The 21,221-nt window shown below is 71.8% G+C and carries 17 protein-coding genes; 12 read left to right on the top strand and 5 right to left on the bottom strand.

Annotation, left to right across the window (positions count from 1 at the left end):
* The first annotated feature begins 52 nt into the window (after positions 1-52).
* The 8 genes from AB0I60_RS15690 to AB0I60_RS15655 all read left to right on the top strand — a co-directional run bounded on the left by AB0I60_RS15690 (position 53) and on the right by AB0I60_RS15655 (position 9,403).
* Positions 53-469 (top strand): very short patch repair endonuclease, encoded by a 417-nt coding sequence (locus AB0I60_RS15690; RefSeq protein ID WP_360730644.1) that lies wholly within the window; start codon positions 53-55, stop codon positions 467-469.
* A gap of 85 nt (positions 470-554) precedes the next feature.
* Positions 555-1,643 (top strand): DNA cytosine methyltransferase, encoded by a 1,089-nt coding sequence (locus AB0I60_RS15685; RefSeq protein ID WP_360730642.1) that lies wholly within the window; start codon positions 555-557, stop codon positions 1,641-1,643.
* Positions 1,644-1,726: 83 nt separating this feature from the next.
* Positions 1,727-2,257, top strand: coding sequence for a hypothetical protein (locus AB0I60_RS15680; RefSeq protein WP_360730102.1), 531 nt, complete (start codon positions 1,727-1,729; stop codon positions 2,255-2,257).
* A 40-nt stretch (positions 2,258-2,297) separates the two neighbouring features.
* Complete coding sequence (locus tag AB0I60_RS15675) at positions 2,298-2,570, top strand: GlsB/YeaQ/YmgE family stress response membrane protein (protein WP_360730099.1); 273 nt, start codon at positions 2,298-2,300, stop codon at positions 2,568-2,570.
* Positions 2,571-2,857: 287 nt separating this feature from the next.
* Positions 2,858-6,295 (top strand): DEAD/DEAH box helicase, encoded by a 3,438-nt coding sequence (locus AB0I60_RS15670; protein WP_360730096.1) that lies wholly within the window; start codon positions 2,858-2,860, stop codon positions 6,293-6,295.
* A complete protein-coding gene (locus tag AB0I60_RS15665) occupies positions 6,288-7,118 on the top strand; it encodes an SWIM zinc finger family protein (protein WP_360730094.1) in 831 nt (276 codons plus the stop codon). The genes AB0I60_RS15670 and AB0I60_RS15665 overlap by 8 nt, the downstream gene beginning before the upstream one ends.
* Before the next feature lie 71 nt (positions 7,119-7,189).
* On the top strand, positions 7,190-8,902 hold the full coding sequence (locus AB0I60_RS15660; protein WP_360730091.1) for an acyl-CoA dehydrogenase: 1,713 nt from the start codon (positions 7,190-7,192) through the stop codon (positions 8,900-8,902).
* A gap of 114 nt (positions 8,903-9,016) precedes the next feature.
* The gene (locus AB0I60_RS15655) at positions 9,017-9,403 is read left to right on the top strand and encodes a nuclear transport factor 2 family protein (protein WP_360730088.1); all 387 of its coding nucleotides are present in this window, start codon (positions 9,017-9,019) and stop codon (positions 9,401-9,403) included.
* Between the two features lie 78 nt (positions 9,404-9,481).
* On the opposite strand, the gene AB0I60_RS15650 is transcribed toward AB0I60_RS15655, so the two are convergent.
* Complete coding sequence (locus AB0I60_RS15650; protein ID WP_015098655.1) at positions 9,482-9,688, bottom strand: cold-shock protein; 207 nt, start codon at positions 9,686-9,688, stop codon at positions 9,482-9,484.
* A gap of 368 nt (positions 9,689-10,056) precedes the next feature.
* Here AB0I60_RS15650 and AB0I60_RS15645 point away from each other — a divergent pair, with 368 nt between their 5' ends.
* Entirely contained in the window at positions 10,057-10,776 is a 720-nt protein-coding gene (locus AB0I60_RS15645; protein WP_360730084.1) for a hypothetical protein, read from the top strand.
* A gap of 3 nt (positions 10,777-10,779) precedes the next feature.
* Here the strand turns inward: AB0I60_RS15645 and AB0I60_RS15640 are convergent, their stop codons facing one another.
* Positions 10,780-11,034, bottom strand: a complete 255-nt coding sequence (locus tag AB0I60_RS15640; RefSeq protein WP_360730082.1) for a hypothetical protein — start codon at positions 11,032-11,034, stop codon at positions 10,780-10,782.
* A gap of 8 nt (positions 11,035-11,042) precedes the next feature.
* Entirely contained in the window at positions 11,043-11,699 is a 657-nt protein-coding gene (locus AB0I60_RS15635) for a DUF899 family protein (RefSeq protein WP_360730080.1), read from the bottom strand.
* Between the two features lie 86 nt (positions 11,700-11,785).
* Here AB0I60_RS15635 and AB0I60_RS15630 point away from each other — a divergent pair, with 86 nt between their 5' ends.
* Entirely contained in the window at positions 11,786-12,244 is a 459-nt protein-coding gene (locus AB0I60_RS15630) for a helix-turn-helix domain-containing protein (protein WP_360730077.1), read from the top strand.
* Positions 12,245-12,264: 20 nt separating this feature from the next.
* Here the strand turns inward: AB0I60_RS15630 and AB0I60_RS15625 are convergent, their stop codons facing one another.
* Positions 12,265-13,374, bottom strand: coding sequence for a substrate-binding domain-containing protein (locus AB0I60_RS15625; protein WP_360730074.1), 1,110 nt, complete (start codon positions 13,372-13,374; stop codon positions 12,265-12,267).
* A gap of 311 nt (positions 13,375-13,685) precedes the next feature.
* Here AB0I60_RS15625 and AB0I60_RS15620 point away from each other — a divergent pair, with 311 nt between their 5' ends.
* A complete protein-coding gene (locus AB0I60_RS15620) occupies positions 13,686-15,419 on the top strand; it encodes a S8 family serine peptidase (protein ID WP_360730071.1) in 1,734 nt (577 codons plus the stop codon).
* A gap of 435 nt (positions 15,420-15,854) precedes the next feature.
* Here AB0I60_RS15620 and AB0I60_RS15615 read toward each other — a convergent pair whose 3' ends face one another.
* On the bottom strand, positions 15,855-18,884 hold the full coding sequence (locus AB0I60_RS15615; RefSeq protein ID WP_360730639.1) for a glycine--tRNA ligase: 3,030 nt from the start codon (positions 18,882-18,884) through the stop codon (positions 15,855-15,857).
* A 788-nt stretch (positions 18,885-19,672) separates the two neighbouring features.
* Between AB0I60_RS15615 and AB0I60_RS15610 the strand changes: the two genes are divergently transcribed.
* Positions 19,673-21,169 (top strand): LCP family protein, encoded by a 1,497-nt coding sequence (locus AB0I60_RS15610; protein WP_360730068.1) that lies wholly within the window; start codon positions 19,673-19,675, stop codon positions 21,167-21,169.
* Positions 21,170-21,221: the final 52 nt, after the last annotated feature.

Here is a 21,221-nt window from a genome sequence, read left to right as displayed (position 1 = left end):
GGTGGCGAAGCCGGAGGCGAAGCTGGACACCACGGACGACGTCCGCGCGCGGATGAGCAGGCAGCGGTCGCGGAACACGGAGATCGAGCTGGCGCTGCGGCGCGAACTGCACCGGCTCGGCCTGCGCTACCGGGTGCACCAACGCCCGGTGCGCGCGGTGCGCCGCGAAGCCGACGTCGTGTTCGGGCCCGCGAAGGTGGCGGTGTTCGTGGACGGGTGCTTCTGGCACGGCTGCCCGACGCACGGCACGTGGCCGAAGAACAACGGCGACTTCTGGCGCACCAAGATCGAGACGAACCAGGCGCGGGACGTGAACACCGACCAGCGGCTGGCCGAGGAGGGCTGGCTGGCGGTCCGGGTCTGGGAGCACGAGGACCCGGCCGAGGCGGCGGGCCGCGTGCGGGAGACCGTCCTGGCCCGGCGCGGCCGACCGGCCCCCGCCGAGCCCGACCCGTCCGCACCGGTCTGACCCCGTCCGGTCCTCGGGACCGGCCTGCCGGCGTGCCGGCCGCTCGGGCACGCCGACGTGGGCTAACCTGGCCGACGTGCTGTCCATGATCGACCTGTTCGCCGGCTGTGGCGGCATGACCGCCGGGTTCGCCTCGGCGGGCGGCTACCGGCCGGTCATGGCGGTCGAGTGGGACCTGCGCGCGGCGGCGACCTACGCCGCCAACTTCGGCGAGGACCACATGCTCTGGTCCGACATCGCGGCGATCCCGGACGCGCGCATCCCCGAGGTCGACCTGATCGTCGGCGGCCCGCCGTGCCAGGGCTTCTCCAGCCTGGGTTCGCGCGACGTCACCGACCCGCGCAACTCGCTGTGGCGCGAGTACCTGCGGTTCGTGCGCACCGCGCGGCCGAAGGTGTTCGTGATCGAGAACGTCGACCGGTTCCTGTCCTCGACCGAGTTCGCCCTGCTCCAGGCCGAGACCGAGGGTTACGAGCTGAGTTCGGGCATCCTGCTGGCCGCCGACTTCGGCGTGCCGCAGCGCAGGCGGCGCGCGATCGTGATCGGCTCCCGGATCGGTCCGATCCCCCTGCCCGCGCCGACCCACCCGCGCGGCTCCTGGCACACCGTCCGCGACGTGCTGGCCGGGCTGCCGGAGGTGCCCAGGACCACGTCGCTGCCGAAATCGACGGTGACGTTCTTCGGCGAGACCGTGTCCGGTCGCCACAAGAGCCCGGACCTGCACATCGGCCGCAACCCCACGCCGCTGTCGGTGCTGCGCTACCGGCACGTCCCGCCGGGCGGCGGCCGGTTCGACCTGCCGGACGAGCTGCTGCCGAGGTGCTGGCGGGAGAAGAAGACCGGGACCACGGACGTGATGGGCCGGATGCGCTGGGACGAGCCGTCGCTGACCATCCGCACCGAGTTCTACAAGCCCGAGAAGGGCCAGTACCTGCACCCGCAGTGGGAGCCCGGCGAGGACGGCCACCGCGTCGACCGCCCGATCACCCACCTCGAAGCCGCGCGCCTGCAGAGCTTCCCGGACGACTTCGAGTGGTGCGGCACCAAGATCGAGGTGGCCCGGCAGATCGGCAACGCCGTCCCGCCGTCCCTGGCCCGTGCCATCGCCGAGCACCTCAAGCCCTACCTCACCGGCAGCGCGCCGAGCACCCCGAAGTGCCCCCTCTGCCGCTGAGCAGTACGTGTGGGACGGCTCGGAAAACAGGCTCTGACCAGCGCTGACGGGAATTGTCGTACCCCTGCGCTACCGTCATCACCATGACGACGACCACGTACGAAACCGAAACCCGGATCGGCCCGACGACCTACCGCCTGCGGGCCTTCGCCGACCCCGACCTGTTCGTGGAGGTGTCCGGCACTGACGCCTCGGGCCTCCTGGTGGCCGAGGGCACCCTCCGCCTGCCCGCCGACGCGGGCGGTGCTGTGGGCAAGCTGCTCAACCAGGTGCTGGACGCCCTGGGCAGACTCGGCGCACCACCGCCGCGCGGCGGCCGGCAGGCCCCGGCCAACGCGAACCAGCCCTGGACCAGGGAGCTGGACGACGAACTGCGCGACCACTGGCTGGCCGCCACACCGGGAACCCCGGCCGCCGACCTGATCCGGGCCCTGGCCAAACGCCAGGAGCGCTCCACGACGTCCATCCGCAGCCGACTGCCCAGGGTGGGCTGCGACCCGGACGTAGCGGGCCGACCCCTGAGCCCGGAGGCCGCGCAGCTCCTCGGGGTTCAGGGTCGGGATCAGGGCGAGCTCAGGGGCACTCCCGATCCGGAGGAGGTGGTCGGGGGGTGATGCTCGGGGCGTAGGCGCAGTTCGTAGGAGGGGGACCCCAGTGGAGATCACCGGCATCATCTCGGCCCTGTTCATCGGCGTGATCATCGGCGGTCTGGGACGACTGGTCGTGCCGGGCAGGCAGAAGATCTCGCTGCTGATGACCGTCCTGGTGGGCATCGCGGCAGCGCTGCTCGGCACGGTGGCGGCCACGGTGCTCGGGGTGGCCGACACGGACGGCATCGACTGGATCGAACTCGCCCTCCAGGTCGGCCTGGCCGGCGCGGGCGTGTCGGTCCTGGCCGGCCGCGCCAAGCTCCGCCAGAACCACTGACCTCCACCCGCCACCACCCCGACGGGCAGCACCACCAGTTCCCCGGGGTGGGGTACGCGGCACCCGGCGGCCGATCGCCGACCTGGTAGCTGCGGGGCCAGGCGGGGTAGAGCGAGCGGGACGGGCGGTCGCGGGCAACGGCAGACAGGAACGGGGCAGGCAACGGCGGACAGGAGCGGGCCGGGCAACGGCGGACAGGGGCAGGCAACGGCGGACAGGAGCGGGTAGCAGCGGGGCAGGCAGGGGCGGGGCGGCGACCGGTGCGGCGCCGACCTAGAGTCGTGCGGGTGTTGGTGCTGCACGGCCTCTGCTCGGCCGACGGTCGGCCGGCGCTGTGGGCGGAGGACGCGCGGCTGCCCGCACGCGTCGAAGGCCGCCTGCCGAAAACGGCCGTGCGCCACCCGTTCGCGGTCGACGGCGCAACGCTGGCGGCGCTGCTCGGCGGCACCACACCGGCGGCTCGCGTCGGCGACGGCTCCGATGTGGTCGCGGTGCGGCTCCCGTCGTACGCGTCGGGTCCTGCCGACTCCCCCGAACTGGTGCGAGATCCGCTGGCCAAAGCACCCTCACGCCGAGGTGTGGTGCGGCTGCGGAGCTGGCTGGTGCCGGTGGTGTGGCTGGACGGCGGGCTGCCGCCGCTCCGGGCGCACGAGTCCCGAACGCACGGGTCCCAGGCGTACGAGTCTCGGACGTACGAGTCTGAGGCGCACGGGTCCCAGGCGTACGAGTCACTGCCGGATTGTCGGCTGGGCGCGTCCGCGAGGTTCCTGGACGAGGTGGTGGCGTTCGCCCACGACCTCGTCTCCCGGGGCCGCGTCCTGCCGGTCATCGCCGACCCGGAACGTCGGGCCACCCCGCCTGTCGCCCTGCGCTCTGCGCCATCCGCTACTCCGCTCACCTCGTCCGCCACTCCGCCTGCTGCCTCGCCCACTACGCCACCCACCGCTCAACTCGCCCCTCCTCGTGGCACCTTGAGTGCCGCGCAACAGACGGGCAGGGCTGTGGTGGGGCGGTGGCGGGCGTCGCTCTCGGGAGCGGATGCGTTGCGGCACGCCGGTTTGCGGGCCGTGATGCCGCCGGCGTTCCGCGCTGCCGAAGGGGTCGGTGACGCGCTCCGCTCGGCGGTCGACTCCCTTGTGGACGGTGAAGTCCGCCGTCGGCTCGGTCCGCAGTCCGATCCTGCGGACCGGAACGGCGCGGCCAGCAGCGGCACGGCCAGCAGCGGCACGGTCGGTAGCGGCGCGGCCGGCAGCGGCACGGTTGGTAGCGGCACGGTCGACCGGTGGTTGGGTGCGTTGGCCGGGGAGGCGGCCTTCGACGCCGATCCGTCCGACGTGGACCTGCTCCGCGCGAAGGTGGCGGGGTGGGCGGAGGACGAGATCCGGGGTGACCGGGTGCGCACCTGCTTCCGCCTGTCCTCCCCCGACCAGGGCGGGCCGGCCGACGACGGGTGGCGGGTGGAGTTCCTGCTCCAGGCCGTCGACGAGCCCAGCGTCCTGGTGCCCGCGCACCGGGTGTGGCGGCGCGAGGACGCGGTGCTGCGGCGGTGGGTGGACCGGCCCCAGGAGGTGCTGCTCGGTGACCTCGGGCGGGCGGCCCGGCTCTACCCGGCGCTGGACCGGGCGCTCGCCGACCGGCGGCCGGTCGGGATGGACCTCGACGTCGACTCGGCGCACGAGTTCCTCACGCACGCCGCGCTGCTGGCCCAGGCCGGTTTCGGGGTGCTGCTCCCCTCGTGGTGGCGGCAGCCGCGCCGGCTCGGGCTGACCCTGACCGCCTCCGGTCAGGGGGTCGCGGGCACGGTCGCCAAGGAGAGCGAACTGGGCCTGAAGGTCCTGGTGGACTACCGCTGGGACCTGGCGCTGGGCGACGAGCGGCTGACCGAGGCCGAGCTGACCTCGCTGGCGCGCGCCAAGGCGCCGCTGGTGCGGCTGCGCGGGCAGTGGGTGCACGTCGACCGCAAGCGGCTCGCCGAGGGGCTGGCGTTCCTGGCGCGCGGCGGCGGTGGGCAGATGTCGGCCGCCCAGGTGCTGCTGCACTCGGGGTTCGGGCCGGAGGACGCCGACTTGCCGCTGCCGCTCAACGCGGTGCACGGCGAGGGGTGGCTGGGCGACCTGCTGTCCGGCGAGGCGGAGCACCGGCTGGAGCCGGTCGAGCCGCCGGCGGGGTTGACGGCGACGCTGCGGCCCTACCAGTTGCGCGGGCTGGCGTGGCTGGTGTTCCTGGACCGGCTCGGGCTGGGCGCGTGCCTGGCCGACGACATGGGCCTGGGCAAGACCGTCCAACTCCTGGCCTTGGAGGCGCACAACCGGCAGCGCGGTACGCGGCCACCGACGTTGCTGATCTGCCCGATGTCGGTGGTGGGCAACTGGCAGCGGGAGGCGGCGCGGTTCACGCCGGGGCTGCGGGTCCGGGTGCACCACGGCGTGGAGCGGTCGGTGGCGGGGCTCGGGGTCGGGCACGACCTGGTGATCACCACCTACGCGGTGGCCACGCGGGACGCCGAGGCGCTGGCCCGGGTCGAGTGGGACCGGGTGGTGCTGGACGAGGCGCAGAACGTCAAGAACAGCGCCACGCGGCAGTCGCGCGCGGTGCGGGCGCTGCCCGCGCGGCACCGGGTGGCGCTGACCGGGACCCCGGTGGAGAACCGGTTGGCCGAGCTCTGGTCGATCATGGACTTCGTCAATCCCGGTGTGCTCGGGACGGTGAACACGTTCCGCGCGCGGTTCGGCGTGCCGATCGAGCGGCACCACGACGAGGACGCCGCCGTCCGGTTGCGCCGGATCACCCGGCCGTTCGTGCTGCGCCGGCTGAAGACCGACCCCCGGGTCATCACCGACCTGCCGGACAAGATCGAGGTCAAGCAGCTCTGCACGCTCACCGCCGAGCAGGCGACGCTCTACCAGGCCGTGCTGGACGACATGTTCGCGCGGATCGCCGAAGCCGAGGGGGTCAAGCGCAAGGGGCTGGTGCTGGCGACGATGTCGCGGCTCAAGCAGGTGTGCAACCACCCGGCGCAACTCCTCGGCGACGGCTCGCGGGTGGCCGGCCGGTCGGGCAAGCTCGCGCGGCTGGAGGAGATCCTCGACGAAGCGCTGGCCGACGGCGACAAGGCGCTGTGCTTCACCCAGTTCACCGAGTTCGGCGCGCTCGTCGTGCCACACCTGGCCGCGCGCTTCGACACCGAGGTCCTGTTCCTGCACGGCGGCACGCCGAAGGGTGCGCGGGACGAGATGGTGCGCCGCTTCCAGTCCGCCGACGGGCCGTCGATCTTCGTGCTGTCGCTGAAGGCGGGCGGCACCGGTCTCAACCTGACCTCGGCGAACCACGTGATCCACCTGGACCGCTGGTGGAACCCGGCGGTCGAGGACCAGGCGACCGACCGGGCATTCCGGATCGGGCAGCGCAACCACGTGCAGGTGCGCAAGTTCGTGTGCGTCGGCACGGTGGAGGAGCGGGTCGACCGGATGATCGAGGAGAAGCGCGGGCTCGCCCAGCTCGTGGTCGGGGCGGGTGAGGACTGGCTGACCGGGTTGTCGACCGGCGAGCTGCGGGACCTGTTCGCCCTGTCCGGCAACGCCGTGGGCGACAGCGACCCGACCAGCGACGACGACCCGGCCGGCGATAGTGACCCGACCAGCGGCAGCGACGGCCCGAGCAGCGAGTACGGCACGGGCGGCCCCACCACAGCCGATCACGGCACAGGAGGGGTGCGCGGTGAGTGACTGGCACGGTGAGCGTCCGCCGGGTCCCCGGTACCCGGCATCGCGGCCGATCCGGGTCGAGGGCGGGTTGACGTTGCGCAGCAAGCGCGGCGACATCGCGCGGACGTGGTGGTCGCGGCGGTTCGTGGAGGTGCTGGAGTCGTTCGGCATGGGCGGGCGGCTGGAGCGCGGGCGGGCGTACGCGCGGACCGGGCAGGTGATGAGCCTGTCGCTGTCGACCAGCGTGGTCGTGGCGCTGGTGGCGGGGTCGCGGCCGGAGCCGTACCGGGCGCGGATCGGGGTGCGGAAGTTCTCCGACGAGGACTGGCGGCGGATCGAGCACGTGCTCGCCGACCGGGCGGTGTTCGCGGCGAAGCTGCTGGCGGGCGAGATGCCGCCGGAGATCGAGGACGTGTTCGCCGGGCTGGGCCTGACGCTGTTCCCGCAGTCCCTGCGCGAGCTGTCGATGGACTGCACGTGCCCGGACTGGGAGGTGCCGTGCAAGCACCTCGCCGCAACCTGCTACCTGCTGGCCGAGTCCTTCGACACCGACCCGTTCGAGATCCTGGCGTGGCGCGGCCGGTCCCGCGAGGACCTCCTCGACCGCCTGCGCGAGCTGCGCGACCCGATCCCGCCCGACGACCGGCCGGACGACGCCCCGCCTCGGCTGGACGACGAGCTGGACGCGTTCTGGGTGCGCCCGAAGGCGCCTGCCGTGCCCGAACCGGACGAGCTGCCGGCCCGCCGCCCGGACGCGATCCTGGACGAGCTGCCGCCGCTGACCGTCCTCGGCCGGTCGATCACCGACGACCTGCGCCCCCTGTACCGCAGGTTCGCCACCTGAGCCGGACCGAGCGCGACAGCCGGACAAGTTACCGACTGGTAGCGTGCGGTCGGGACGAAGGGAGAACGCCGGTGTTGTTCGATCCCCACGACTTCGAGGCCGCCTACCCGGACCTGGACGCGGAGAGCAGGCGGCTGCTGAAGGCCACCGTCGACTGGTTCGAGGACCGGGGCAAGCGCCGCCTCGTCGCGGACGACCAGGCCAGGGTCTGGTACACCGAGTTCCTCGACTTCGTCGCGCGCGAGAAGCTGTTCGCCACCTTCTGCACGCCGCGCGCGGAGGCCGGCGGCGACCCCGGCAAGCGCTGGGACGCCGCCCGCAACGCCGCGCTCAGCGAGATCCTCGGCTTCTACGGCCTCCAGTACTGGTACGCGTGGCAGGTCACCGTCCTGGGCCTGGGCCCGATCTGGATGAGCGACAACGCCGCCGCCCGCAAGCGCGCCGCCGAGCTGCTCGACGGCGGCGCGGTGTTCGCGTTCGGGCTGTCGGAGAAGGAGCACGGCGCGGACGTCTACTCCACCGACATGCTGCTGACGCCCACCGGGTCCGGCTTCACCGCGACCGGCGGCAAGTACTACATCGGCAACGGCAACGTCGCCGGCATGGTCTCCGTCTTCGGCCGACGCGCCGACGTCGAGGGGCCCGACGGCTACGTCTTCTTCGCCGTGGACAGCAGGCACCCGAGGTTCACGCTGGTCAAGAACATCGTGGACTCGCAGATGTTCGTCAGCGAGTTCCGCCTCGACGACTACCCGCTGACCCCGGACGACATCCTGCACACCGGCCAGGACGCCTTCAGCGCCGCCCTGAACACGGTCAACGTCGGCAAGTTCAACCTGTGCACGGCCTCCGTCGGCATCGCCGAGCACGCCACCTACGAAGCGGTCACGCACGCCCACAACCGCGTCCTGTACGGCAAGCGGGTGACCGACTTCCCACACGTCCGGCAGAACTTCGTGGACGCTTACGCGCGCCTGGTCGCCATGAAGTTGTTCTCCGCGCGGGCCGTGGACTACTTCCGCACCGCGTCCCCGGACGACCGCCGCTACCTGCTGTTCAACCCCGTCACCAAGATGAAGGTCACCAGCGAGGGTGAGCGGGTGATCGACCTGCTCTGGGACGTGATCGCGGCCAAGGGCTTCGAGAAGGACACCTACTTCGCCATGGCCGGCCGGGACATCGGCGCGCTGCCCAAGCTGGAGGGCACGGTGCACGTCAACCTGGCCCTGGTGCTCAAGTTCATGCCCGCCTACCTGTTCTCGCCGACCGAGTACCCCGAGGTGCCGACCAGGCACGACGCGGCCGACGACGACTTCTTCTGGCGGCAGGGGCCGGCGCGCGGGCTCGGTTCGATCACCTTCCACGACTGGGAGGTGCCCTACCGCGACCACGCGCACGTCCCCAACGTGGCCCGCTTCCACGAGCAGGCGCGGGCGCTGCGCACCCTGCTCCGCACCGCCGCGCCCGACGAGGGTCAGCAGCGGGACCTGGACTTCCTGCTCACCCTGGGCCACCTGTTCACGCTGGTGGTGTACGGGCAGCTGGTCCTGGAGCAGGCCGGGCTGACCGGGCTCGACCGGGACGTGCTGGACCAGGTCTTCGACGTGCTGGTCCGGGACTTCGCGGGCTGCGCCGTGGCGCTGCACGGCAAGGCGTCCTCCACCGAGGCGCAGCAGGAGTGGGCGCTGGGCCAGGTCCGCAAGCCGGTGGTCGACCACGAGCGGTTCGCCCGCGTGTGGGACCAGGTCGCCGCCCTCTCCGGCAGGTACGAGATGAACCCCTGAGCCCCCGGCACCCCGGCGACGCCCCGTCACCGGGGTGCCGTCAGCCTGGTGCCGTCTTGACTGGTGACCCGCGCCGGGTGTTTGGTCGGGCACCGGGGCGAGGGAAGGGGACGCATGACGGCGTCCAAGTCATTGCGAGCGCTGCGCGAGGCGCTCGTGCTGGAACACCTGGAGTCGGAGAACGAGCACGAGTTCGCCGCCGCCGTGGCGGCGTTCGACCACCCGCGCTGCGAGGTCGTGGCGACCGGCGAGGTGTTCGAGGGGGCTCCGGCGCTCGCCGGGTACTACGCCCGCGCGCACGCGGCGTGCCCGGACCGGCGGAGCCGGCTGCTGGAGCTGCACCACGCCGACGACGCGGTGATCGTGGAGCTGGCGCTGGACGGGACCCGCGCCGGCGTGCCGTTCAGCACGCGGATGACCGCGTTCTTCGTGTTCGAGGGTGCCCGCCTGGTCGGTAAGCGGCTCTACGGCGACACGCACGCGCCGGCCCTGACCGGCTGAAAGAAAACGAGCCGCCACGCCCGCGACGGGGAGTGGCGGCTCGGATCTCCGAGTCGACTGAAGAACTCGGATGTTAGGTCAGAGCGGTCGGACCGCCTGTGCCTGCGGGCCCTTCTGGCCCTGGCCGATTTCGAACTCCACCCGCTGGTTCTCTTCCAGGGTGCGGTAGCCGTTGCTCTGGATCTCCGAGTAGTGCACGAACACGTCGGCGCCACCGTTGTCCGGGGAGATGAAGCCGAAGCCCTTCTCCGCGTTGAACCACTTGACGGTGCCCTGAACTGCCATCTTGCTACTTCTCCTCTAACAGGTGCCGGATCGCGCTTGCGACCACCGGGTCAGCTAGGGCGACGGCCCTTCCTGGAGGAAAGTTCGACGCCCGCAACTCCGTTCCGCGAGCGTGGTGGAACACGAACACAGAAAGGTACGACCGAAGACAGTCAACCACGACCTACCGCCGGCAGTCGAGCGGTAGAACGCGGCGAGTCTCACCATCACGCACCGCAACACACCTACCACTCAAAGTCACAAGACCTGCCGGCCTGCGACAACCCGCCGCCCGCCCAGGGCCGGCCCCGCGTGAGCGAACCTCACCATCGCCCACGCGACCGGCGAACAGCCTGCGCGGAACGGGCGGGCGGCGTGAAGATGGAGCGGTGTCGACGCTCCACCTGCCCCAGTCCCGGCTGCTGTTCTTCCTCCTCGGCCTGGTCGTCACGTTCGTCCTGATCAGGATCAGCGTGCGGCTCATCCGCGCGAAGGTGCGCTGGTGGCCGGGCAACATCAAGCCGGGCGGCACGCACATCCACCACGTGGTGTTCGGCACGGTGTTCATGCTGCTCGGCGGCGTGCTGGGGCTGGCCGCGCCCGACGACGAGCACGGACTGCGGGTCTCCGCAGCGGCGTTGATGGGTGTGGGCGCGGCCCTGGTGCTCGACGAGTTCGCGCTCATCCTGCACCTGCGGGACGTCTACTGGTCCAAGGACGGCCGGCTGTCGGTCGACGCGGTGTTCCTGGCGGTCGGCCTGACCGGCCTGCTCCTGCTCGGCGCACGCCCCCTGGGCTATGACGAGCTGTACCACGAGGGCGTCGGTCTGCGCCTGGTCGTGATCCTGGTGAACCTGGTCTTCGCCATAGTGGCCCTGCTCAAGGGCAAGGTGTGGACGGGGCTGCTGGGCCTGCTGATCCCGGTCCTGCCGGAGATCGGCGCCGTGCGCCTGGCGCGACCGGGCTCACCGTGGGCCCGCTGGCGCTACACCGAAGGCTCGCGCAAGCTGCGCCGCGCCTACCACCGCGAGGCCAAGATCAGGCAGCCGCTGATCCGCGCCAAGATCCGCTTCCAGGAGTTCATCTCCGGCAGGCACGACGACGACTGACCCTCACAACCCCATCTGCAACCAACGCTCCGGACGGGCGGTGAACAGCACGAACGTCCCCGTGGGCGACTCCAGCTCGGCTGCCGCGAACGCCCGCGCGTCAGCCTCGGGCATGTAACGCGCGGCCACCGCGACCACCTGCTCGATCGACGGCGGCCGGTCGTCGTCCGACGCCACGCCCAGCACCCCCACCCACGGACGCCCGAAGAACTCGTCGCGCACGTCTTCCGCCGACCGCTCCAGCACCAAGCCGCTCATGACCGCGCTCAGCTCTTGTACTCGTCGCGGACGTGCAGCCACTGCATGGTGGGCGTCTGGGGCCAGCCCTCCGGCGAGTCCTCCCACTCCTCCTGCCGCCCGTACGGGGTGTGGTCGAGCAGGGAGAAGTCGAGGCGCAGCCGGTCCACGCCCCGCCCGGACGTGTAGTACGTGTAGAACACCTCGTCCCCGTCACGCAGGAACACGCTCAGCCGGAACCCGCCGGACAGCCCGATCTCCTCGTAGAACGAGGGGTCGGCGGAGTACCACGGCACCGTGTAGCCGAACCGCTCGCGCACGGTGTCGATCTCCGCGCGCGAGGCCCGTGACATCAGCACCAGCCGCGTGTCGCGGTGGTTCAGGTGGGTCTGGTCGCCGATGTTGTCGGTGAACGACGTGCAGCCGCCGCACAGGTGGTCCTGACCCGGCTCCAGCATGTGGTGGTAGACGACGAGCTGGCGGTGCTCGCCGAAGACGTCCAGCAGCCCGACCGACGAGCCGTCCGGTGCGACGAACCGGTGGTCGGTCGACAACTGCACCATCGGCAGCCGGCGGCGGGTGGCGGCCAGCGCGTCCAAGGCGTGGGTCAGCTCCTTCTCCTGCACCAGCAGGTCGTCCAGAGCGGCCTGCCACTCGTCCACCGGGACCACGTTCGGGCGATTCACGTCCACGCACCTCCGCTGTGAGTTCCTTGAGGGAACCGTAGCATTGTCAGTTCCTTGAGGGAACCCAGTCGCGTAGACTCGTCCCCGTGCAACGGACGGACTTCGGCGGGATGGCGTGCTCGATCGCCCGCACCATGGACGTGATCGGCGAACCGTGGTCGCCGCTGGTCCTGCGGAACGTCTACGTGGGCATCACCCGGTTCGACCAGATCCAGCAGCAGCTCGGCATCTCCCGCAAGGTGCTGGCCGAACGCCTGCGGTGGCTGGTCGGGAACGAGGTCCTGGAACGCCGCGAGTACGCCGCCAACCGCCACGAGTACGCACTGACCGAACGCGGCCGCGAACTGGTCGACCTGCTGATGGTCATGGTCCGGTGGGGCGACAAGTGGCTGGCGGGCGACGCGGGCCCACCCGTCCTCTACCGCCACCACACCTGCGGCGGGATCACCCACGTCACCCTGACCTGCTCAGGCTGCGGCAACCCCATGAGCGGCGACGACGTGGACGTCCTCCCGGGCCCCGGCACCACCGCACCACACCCCTGACAGCCGGACCCCCACCGGGGTCAGTTGACGAGGATGCCCAACTCCTCGCACTCCTCCGCCACGTCACCCGCGCACAGGTCGGCCGACTTCACCACGCCCTGCGCGACCAGCCCGCGCACCTTGTCCCGGGTGATCACGTCCGCCCCGAGCAGCACCGACTTCACGTCCCGCCGCGACACCAGGTCCCGCGTGTTGTTCGTGGCCAGGTCGTCCGCGCCGCTGATGTCGCCCCGCGCCACCGCGATCGCCAACCGCGCCGCCGCGTCCGCCTCGTCCCGGATCGGCTTGTAGACGGTCATGCACTGCTCGCCGCGCAACACCGCGCGCAGGCCCTCCACCGTGGCGTCCTGCCCGGTCACCGGCACCCGCCCGGCCAGGCCCCGCTCCCGGAGCACCTCGATCACCGCGCCGGCCAGGGCGTCGTTGGCGGCGACCACGCCGTCCACCCGACCGCCGTTGCCGTTGAGGATCTGCTCGAACGCGCCCTTGCCGGCCACCGGGTCCCACTTGTCGATGGGCTGGCTCTTCACCAGCTTCAACGCGCCGGTGTCGTACTTGGGCCCGAGCTTGCGGCGCTGGCCGTCCGCGAACAGGGTCGCGTTGTTGTCCGTCGGCGAGCCCTGGATCTCGATGATCTGCGCGCCCGGCTTGGTGCCCAGGCACCGGAGCAGGCCGTCCGCCTGGAGCTCGCCGACGTTGAGGTTGTCGAAGGACACGTAGTAGTCGGCCGTGCCGCCCAGGCTGATCCGGTCGTAGTTGATCACCGGGATGCCCGCCTGCTTGGCCTTGCGCTCGACGGTCGCGCCGCCCTCGGTGCTCAGCGGCGTGGTCATCAGCACCTTCACCCCGCGCTGGATCATCGCGTCGGCGATGCTGGCGAACTTCGCCTCGTCGCCGTCGGCGTTCTCGATCACGGGTTCGATGCCCGCGAAGTTGAGCGAGGCCGCCAGCAGCGGCCGGTCCTGCTCCTCCCAGCGCGTGGACGACTCGCGGTCCGGCAGGATCACGCCCACGACGGGGCGGGCGCCGGACGACGACGGTGGCGGTGCGAGCGAGTCGGCGTCGCTCCCGCACGAAGCCACGAACATGACGAGCACGGCGCAGCACGCCGCTCCGCGTAGTCTTCGCATTCGCCAACCCCTAGCACGGGCCGCCCGCCCGCTGACCGCCGAAATTCGGATTGTGCGGATTTCATCCCCCGGCACGGGGCTTCGTCAAGACGTAGCAACGCCGGAGCGCCGAATGGACCGCACCGAAGGGCTTGTTGACCTTTAGAGGACATCGAACCTGCTGGCAGCCCCGTTACCGAAGGCCGCAGAAGTCACGCTCCGCGCTCATTCGGCTACGTTCCCGACTGGCTACGAAAGGCGTCTAACAACGTGCGGTTTTCTGTGCCAGGGTGTCGCCCGACCCAACCCCTGATCGGGTGTGAGGAGACAGCGTGAGAACACGCAGAATCGTTCCGTCGGCGCTGGTGGTGGCAACCACCGCGGCTCTCCTGGCGAGCGGCACCCAGCCCGCCGCCGGGCAAGGGGAGACCGCCGACTTCACCGTCGTGGTAGAGGAAGGCGCCAACGCCGGCGCGGCGCGGGCCGCCGTCACGGCCGCCGGTGGTCAGGTCACCGGCGAGAACACCGCTGTGGGAACCCTCACGGTGAAGGCCCCGGCCACCGGCTTCGTGCAGCGCGTCTCCGCCTCCGACGCGGTGCTCGGCGCGGCCCCGGCCAAGCCCATCGGGGAGGCGCCCAAGAGCGGCACCGGCCCCGGCAACCGCGAGTGGAAGCGCGTCGAGCGCGAACACCTCGGTGCCACCACACCCGACACGACCCGCAAGGCCCCCGCCGCGCCCACCGCCGGCCTGGACCCGCTCGACGGCGACCTGTGGGGCCTCAAGCTCGTCCGCTCCGACATCGCCCGCGCCCGCCAGGCCGGTGACAAGCGGGTGTACGTCGGCATCCTGGACACCGGCGTCGACGGCACCCACCCGGACATCGCGCCGAACTTCAACCGCGAGCTGTCCCGCAACTTCACCATCGACATCCCCGCCGACGAGACCGGCGCCGAGGTCGACGGCCCGTGCGAGTTCCGGGGTTGCGTTGACCCGGCCGACCACGACGACAACGGCCACGGCACGCACGTCGCCGGCACCATCGGCGCGGCGGCGAACGGCTTCGGCGTCTCCGGCGTCGCCCCGAACGTGTCGCTGGTGAACATCCGCGGCGCGCAGGACTCGGGCTTCTTCTTCCTCCAGCCGGTCCTCGACGCGATCACCTACGGCGCGGACGTCGGCCTCGACGTCATCAACATGTCGTTCTACATCGACCCGTGGTACATGAACTGCATCGACAACCCGGCCGACAGCCCGGAGGCGAAGCTGGAGCAGCGCGCCACCATCACCGCCGTCCAACGGGCCCTGAACTACGCCCACCGCAAGGGCGTCACGCTCATCGCGGCCGGCGGCAACAACCACGAGGACCTGGGCAACCCGCGCAACGACGCCGCCAGCCCCAACTACCCGGCCGGCTCGGCGTACGACCGCAAGATCGACAACAAGACGTGCATCCACCTCCCGACCGAGGGCAACCACGTCATCTCGATCTCGGCGCTCGGCCCGTCGGGCCTGAAGGCGGACTACTCGAACTACGGCACCGAGCAGACCGACCTCTCGGCCCCCGGCGGCTACTTCCGCGACGGCTTCGGCACCCCGTGGTACCGGACCAACGAGAACCTGATCCGCTCGACCTACCCGCGCAACGTGGCCGTGGTCGAGGGCAACGTCGACGAGGCGGGCAACGTCACGCCGAAGGGCGAGGCGGCCGGCGTGACGAAGTACTGCCAGGGCACCACGTGCGGCTACTACCAGTACCTCCAGGGAACGTCGATGGCGTCCCCGCACGCGGCGGGCGTGGCGGCGCTGGTCGTCAGCCAGTACGGCAAGAAGGACAAGGCCCACCCCGGCACCCTGACCCTGGACCCGGACAAGGTGGAGAAGGTGCTGGTCAAGACGGCCACCCAACGCGCCTGCCCGGTCCCGCGCACAGTCTCGTACGAGAACGTCGGCCGCACGGCCGAGTTCACCGCGACGTGCGCCGGCGACACGAAGTTCAACGGCTTCTACGGCCACGGAATCGTGGACGCCTACGGAGCAGTAACCCGAGGCGGCAACTTCATTTAAAGCACAAAAGCCCCGCCCACCAGGGCGGGGCTTTTTGCTGCCCGCCCGAAGAGTCGTGTCATCCTTGGCGGCTCGCCCGTCCGGCGAGGACTCTTTATGCATGTCCGTACGTCCACAAGTCGCACGGCGAGACGCTCACAACGCAGCACTGCGCCGGACCCCACAACGCGGCTGGCACCCCTGCGCGCACAGGGACCGGGACACACCAGCACAAACCCGCAGGTCAGCACCCTGAGGCCCACACGAGCAGCGCGCCGCGCCCTGCGCGGGCGCGGCCTCCGGCCCCCGACACCATTATCCCAGCACCCACCGACAATCGGTCAGCACCGCCCCGACCGCCACTGATGGACGGGGCCATGCAGCACTGGACTGGGCCATTCAGCACCGCGTACGACATAACCGAGAGGGGCGGCTTTCACCGCCCCTCCACCACGGTCAGCTCAACGCAGTACCCAAAGCTTCCCAATCCAGCACAGGCGCGGCCAGATCACGAATAGTCGCCAACAGGCCCAACCGGGCGGCCTTCACCTCAGGGTCTTCCGCCATCACCAACACGTCATCGAAGAACGTGTTGATCGCCTCGCTCAACCCCCCGACGACCGCCACGAACGCCGCCACTCCGGTGACCCCGCGTGGCACGTCGCCCAACGCCTTGTGCAGCGCCAGCTCCGCCGGCTCGACCAACGCCGACGGGTCGTACCCGGCCTCCACCGATGCCGGCACGATCCGCCGGACGCGCTGCAACGCCGCCACCAGCTCGGCGAACCCCGCCGATCCGACCAGCCCGCTCAACTCGGCCAACGCGGAGTCCGCCACCGCCGGCGCATCCGCCAGCGGCAGGACGGCCTGCACGAACCGGTGGTCGTGCCCGGCGTCCAGCAGCTGCTGCTCATACCGCCGCACCACGAACTCACGCGCAGTGTCCAGCGCACCAGCCGCGCTGCCGGCACCCGCCGCGTCCCCGGAACCAGCCGCGTTCCCCGAACCCACCGAAGCCGCAACGCCCTCACCGGCGAGCGCGAGCGCCCGCGACAGGGTGATCTGCGACAGCTCCGGGAACGCCCGCAGCACGCTCACCGCTCCCAGCGCCGCCCGCCGCAGGCCGAACGGGTCCGAGCTGCCGGTCGGGTTCGCGCCGATGCCGAACAGGCCGGCCAGCAGGTCGAAGCGGTCGGCCAGGGACAGCAGCGCGCCCGCCTTCGACGCCGGCAGGGCGTCGCCGGCCGAGCGCGGGAGTTCCATCTCGTACAACGCCTGCGCGACCTCGGGGGTCTCGCCGGCCCGTGCCGCGTACTCCCGCGCCATCACGCCGGCCAGGCTGGACAGCTCGATCACCATCTGCGAGCCGAGGTCGAACTTGGCCAGCTCGCCCGCCCGCTCCAGCGTCGGGTCGCCGCCGCCGACCTCCGCCGCCAGGCGCTGCGCCAGGGCGGAGATCCGCCGCGCGCGGTCCGCCATGGAGCCGAGCTTGTCGGCGAACGTCAGCTTCTCCAGCTCCGCCTTCATGTCCGCCGGCGGCGTCCGCAGGTCGGCCCGCCAGAAGAACGCCGCGTCCTCGTACCGGGCGCGCAGCACCGCTTCGTTGCCCGCGCGCACCACGTCGACGTCCACGTCACCGTTGGCGACCGCGACGAAGTGCGGCAGCAACGCGCCGTCCGCGTCGCGCACCGGCAGGTACCGCTGGTGCTTGCGCATCACGGTGGTGAGGATCTGCGGCGGCAGCTCCAGGTACTTGGCGTCGAACGACCCGAGGATCGGCGTGGGCCGCTCGACGAGGTTCGTCACCTCGTCCAGCACGCCGTCGAAGTCCACCACGCCAACGCCCGCGACCAGCTCTTCCGCGCCGGCGACGATGTCCTCGCGGCGGGTGTCCGCCGAGGCCACGATCCCGTGCGCGGCCAGGAACTCCGGGTAGCCGTCGGCAGTGGTCACCGGGACCTCCGGCGAGGCGGCCGTGCGGTGCACGCGCGTGGTCGTGCCGGACGCCAGCGAGGACACCACGACCGGCACCGGCACGGTCCCGAGCAGGGCGAGCAGCCACCGGATCGGCCGGGTGAACGACAGCTTCGGGTCGTTCCACCGCATGTTCTTCTCGGCCCGCAGCTCGGCGACCACGGACGCGAGCAGCGGACCGAGCACCTCGACCGCGCCGCCGCCGACCACGGTCTTCACGACGGCGACGTGCTCGACGCCGTTCTCCACGACCCGGCCCAGCTCGGCGACGTCGACGCCCTGGCCCCGGGCGAACCCGGAGGCGGCCTTGGTCGGCTCGCCGGCGGCGTCGAACGCGGCGGACAGCCGGGGCCCGCGCACGGTCTTCTCGGCGTCGGGCTCGCGCGGCGCGACGTCGGCCACCAGCACGACGATCCGCCGGGGCGTCCCGAGCACCTCGACCGCGCCGTGCTCCAGCCGGGTGGCGGCCAGCTTCTCGGTCACCGCGCCGCGCACCGCCGCGACGGTCCGGGTGACCTCGGCCGGCGGCAGCTCCTCCGTACCGATCTCGAACAGCAGCGTCCCCGCCCCGGTCACCTCACCGGCCGGACCGCCCCCCGGACCGCCCCCCGGAGCACCGACCGGACCGGCGACGGCCGGCGCAGGCGGCGGGACGGTGCCCAGCGGGTGCCCCAGCTCCTCGCGGCGCGCGGCCCACAGGGTGGCGACCTCGCGCGCCAGCCCCCGCATCCGGGCGAACGCGCGGGCCCGCTCGGTGGTGCTGATCGCGCCTCGGGCGTCGAGCACGTTGAACGTGTGCGAGCACTTCAGGACCAGGTTATGCGCGGGCACGGGCAGGCGCTGGTCGAGCATCCGCCGGGCTTCGCCCGCGTACTCCTCGAACAGCCGCTTGTTGGCCTCGACGTCGGCGTCGTCCAGGTAGTAGCGGGACATCTCGTACTCGGCCTGGCCGAACGCCTCGCCGTAGGAGATGCCCGGCGCGTAGGCGATGTCCTTGAAGTGGTCCACGCCCTGCAGCGCCATCATGATGCGCTCGATGCCGTAGGTGATCTCGACCGACACGGGGTCCAGCGACATGCCGCCGGCCTGCTGGAAGTAGGTGAACTGGGTGATCTCCAGCCCGTCCAGCCACACCTCCCAGCCCAGGCCCCACGCGCCCAGCGCCGGCGAGGCCCAGTTGTCCTCGACGAACCGCACGTCGTGCGCGCGCACGTCGATGCCGAGCGCTTCGAGGCTGCCCAGGTAGAGCTCCTGAGGGTCGCCCGGGTCGGGCTTGAGGATCACCTGGAACTGCGTGTGCGTCTGCAACCGGTTGGGGTTCTCGCCGTACCGGGCGTCGTCGGGGCGCACGCTCGGCTCGACGTAGGCGACCCGCCACGGCTCGGGGCCGAGCACGCGCAGCACGGTGGCCGGGTTCAGCGTGCCGGCACCGACCTCGGTGTTGTACGGCTGCACGACGATGCAGCCCCGTTCGGTCCAGTACCTGGTCAGCGCGAGCAGCGCGTCCTGCATCGTGAGCACGGGAGGAGAGTCTACGAACGGGGCGCTACCGGGTTCACCATCGGGCTACTTCGCTGGTCACCCCTCGTCAAGACCCGGTATCAGCACGCCACGAACGGTAGCTGTGTCACGCTTTGGGCAACCCCAGAGCCAGCCGGGACGTCCACAAGGGCAGACCCGGGACACAGGGAGGAGCGCGAGTGGACCACCGGCCGCCGAGGCCCGGCGAACCCGACGGGTTCCGCAGGCGTCCAGTTCCCCCTCGTCGTGACGGTGGGCAGGCCCCCCGTCGGCCGGACGAGCCCCGTGGCCGCGCCCTGCCGCCCCGCCCCCGCCCGGACTCCCCGCGCCCGGTCCCGCCGCACGCGGACGGGTCGCGCTCCGACGTGCCCCGCTCGACCACGCCCCGCTCGGACGGCTCCCGGTCGGACGGCTCCCGGGGAGGCGGACCCCGGGACGTGCCCCGCCGCAGTGCGCAGGAGCCGCGCCGCGACCCGCAGGACGGCCGGCGCACCCCTCCCGCCACCCGACGCGCCCCGCAGGACCCCCCGCGCCGCTCCCCGCAGGAGCCGCGCCGCGAAACGCAGGCCGCGCGGCAGGACTCGCCGGGCTCGCGACGCGAGTCGCCGGGCTCGCAGCGCGACCCGCAGGACGCGCGGCGCACCCCTCCCCCGGGCCGGCGCGCTGGGCAGGAAGCTCCCGCGCGCCGCGCCGCGCAGAGCGCCCAGAGCAGCCCGGGTCGGCGCGCGCCGGAAGGCGCTCGGGGGCCCGGCGGTCCGGGCGGTCCGCCCCGACGCCCGGTGGCCGGTCGGACCGGGCCGGCGCGCGGACGCCCGCCGAAGTCCGGGTCGCTGGTCGGCCGGACGGTGGCTGCGTTCTGCTCGGCGGTGGTGCTGCTCGGCACCGGGTACGCCTGGTCGAACTTCCAGTCGCTGACCGAGAACCTGGCCACCACGGACGTGATCGGCGAGGATGCGGGCGAGCGCCCCGCCGACGGCTCGATCGACATCCTGATGGTCGGCATGGACAGCCGCACCGACGCCAAGGGCAACCCGCTGCCGCAGCACGTCCTGGACGAGCTCCAGGCGGGTGACGAGTCGGCGGGCGGCCTGAACACCGACACGCTGATCCTGCTGCACATCCCGAACGACACCGGCAAGGCGGTCGCGGTCTCGTTCCCGCGCGACGCGTACGTGAAGATCGCGGGCGGCTACGGCCGGCACAAGATCAACTCGGCCTACGGCTACGCCAAGAACGACGCGCTGGAGGACCTCCGGAAGAAGGGCGTCACCGACCCCGCGCAGGTCGAGCAGGAGTCGAAGAAGGCCGGTGCCAAGAACCTCATCGACACGATCGAGGGCCTGACCGGCGTCAAGATCGACCACTACGCGGAGATCAACCTCGTCGGCTTCTACGACATCACCAAGGCCGTGGGCGGCGTGGACGTCTGCCTGAACGAGGCCACCCAGGACGACTTCTCCGGCGCCGACTTCGCGGCCGGCCCGCAGACCATCGAGGGCCGCGCGGCGCTCGCGTTCGTCCGCCAGCGGCACGGGCTGCTGCGCGGCGACCTGGACCGGATCGTGCGGCAGCAGGTGTTCATGGCGGGCCTGGCGAAGAAGATGCTGTCCGCCGGCACGCTGTCCGACCCGGGCAAGCTGCGCGCCCTGATCGACGCGCTGACCAAGTCGATCGTGCTGGACAAGAACTGGGACGTGTTCCAGTTCGCCAACCAGATGAAGAACCTGTCCGGCGGCAACATCGCGTTCGAGACCATCCCGACCGGCAACCCCGAGCTGGACACGCCCGAGGACGGCCAGGCCATCGAGATCATCGAGTCCGACGTCAAGAAGTTCTTCAAGCAGCTCAACGGCACGGCGGACGCGACCACGCCCACCACGGCGGCGGTGGACCCGGCGACGGTGACCGTCGAGGTGCGCAACGCCTCGGGCACGCCCGGCCTCGCGGGTCGCGTGCTGGAGTCGCTGGTGGCGAAGAAGTACCTGGACGGCGGCGCGGCCAACGCCGACCCGGCCTCGACGTCGGTGGTGCGGTTCGGCAGCGGCGGCGAGGCCGGCGCGGACGCGGTGGCCGAGGTGCTGGGCGGGCTGAAGACGCAGGAGGACGGCACCATCCCGGCGGGCCGGGTGCGGGTGATCGTGGGCAGCGACTACTCCGGTCCCGGGGCGCAGAACCTCCGGGGCACGCCGCTGGTGAACCTCGACGGCGCGCGGCGGCAGCCGGCGACCACCACCGAGGCCCCGATCACGGCGGACGGGGTGCGCTGCATCAACTGATCTCACGGCTGCGACCCGGCCCCGGCATTCGGGGGCGTCGAGTCGCCGGACC

Origin of the sequence: Actinosynnema sp. NPDC050436, from assembly GCF_040655415.1 — a bacterium.
In the GTDB taxonomy this organism is placed as follows: domain Bacteria; phylum Actinomycetota; class Actinomycetes; order Mycobacteriales; family Pseudonocardiaceae; genus Actinosynnema.
This window is presented reverse-complemented; position numbering and strand designations above follow the sequence as displayed.

Bases quoted from the DNA above. Each gene is read 5' to 3' on its own strand.
- AB0I60_RS15615 (WP_360730639.1), bottom strand. From the start codon at position 18,884: ATGCAGGACGCGCTGCTCGCGCTGACCAGGTACTGGACCGAACGGGGC.
- AB0I60_RS15655 (WP_360730088.1), top strand. From the start codon at position 9,017: ATGACGGCGTCCAAGTCATTGCGAGCGCTGCGCGAGGCGCTCGTGCTG.
- AB0I60_RS15650 (WP_015098655.1), bottom strand. From the start codon at position 9,688: ATGGCAGTTCAGGGCACCGTCAAGTGGTTCAACGCGGAGAAGGGCTTC.
- AB0I60_RS15625 (WP_360730074.1), bottom strand. From the start codon at position 13,374: ATGCGAAGACTACGCGGAGCGGCGTGCTGCGCCGTGCTCGTCATGTTC.
- AB0I60_RS15640 (WP_360730082.1), bottom strand. From the start codon at position 11,034: ATGAGCGGCTTGGTGCTGGAGCGGTCGGCGGAAGACGTGCGCGACGAG.
- AB0I60_RS15685 (WP_360730642.1), top strand. From the start codon at position 555: ATGATCGACCTGTTCGCCGGCTGTGGCGGCATGACCGCCGGGTTCGCC.
- AB0I60_RS15690 (WP_360730644.1), top strand. From the start codon at position 53: ATGAGCAGGCAGCGGTCGCGGAACACGGAGATCGAGCTGGCGCTGCGG.
- AB0I60_RS15680 (WP_360730102.1), top strand. From the start codon at position 1,727: ATGACGACGACCACGTACGAAACCGAAACCCGGATCGGCCCGACGACC.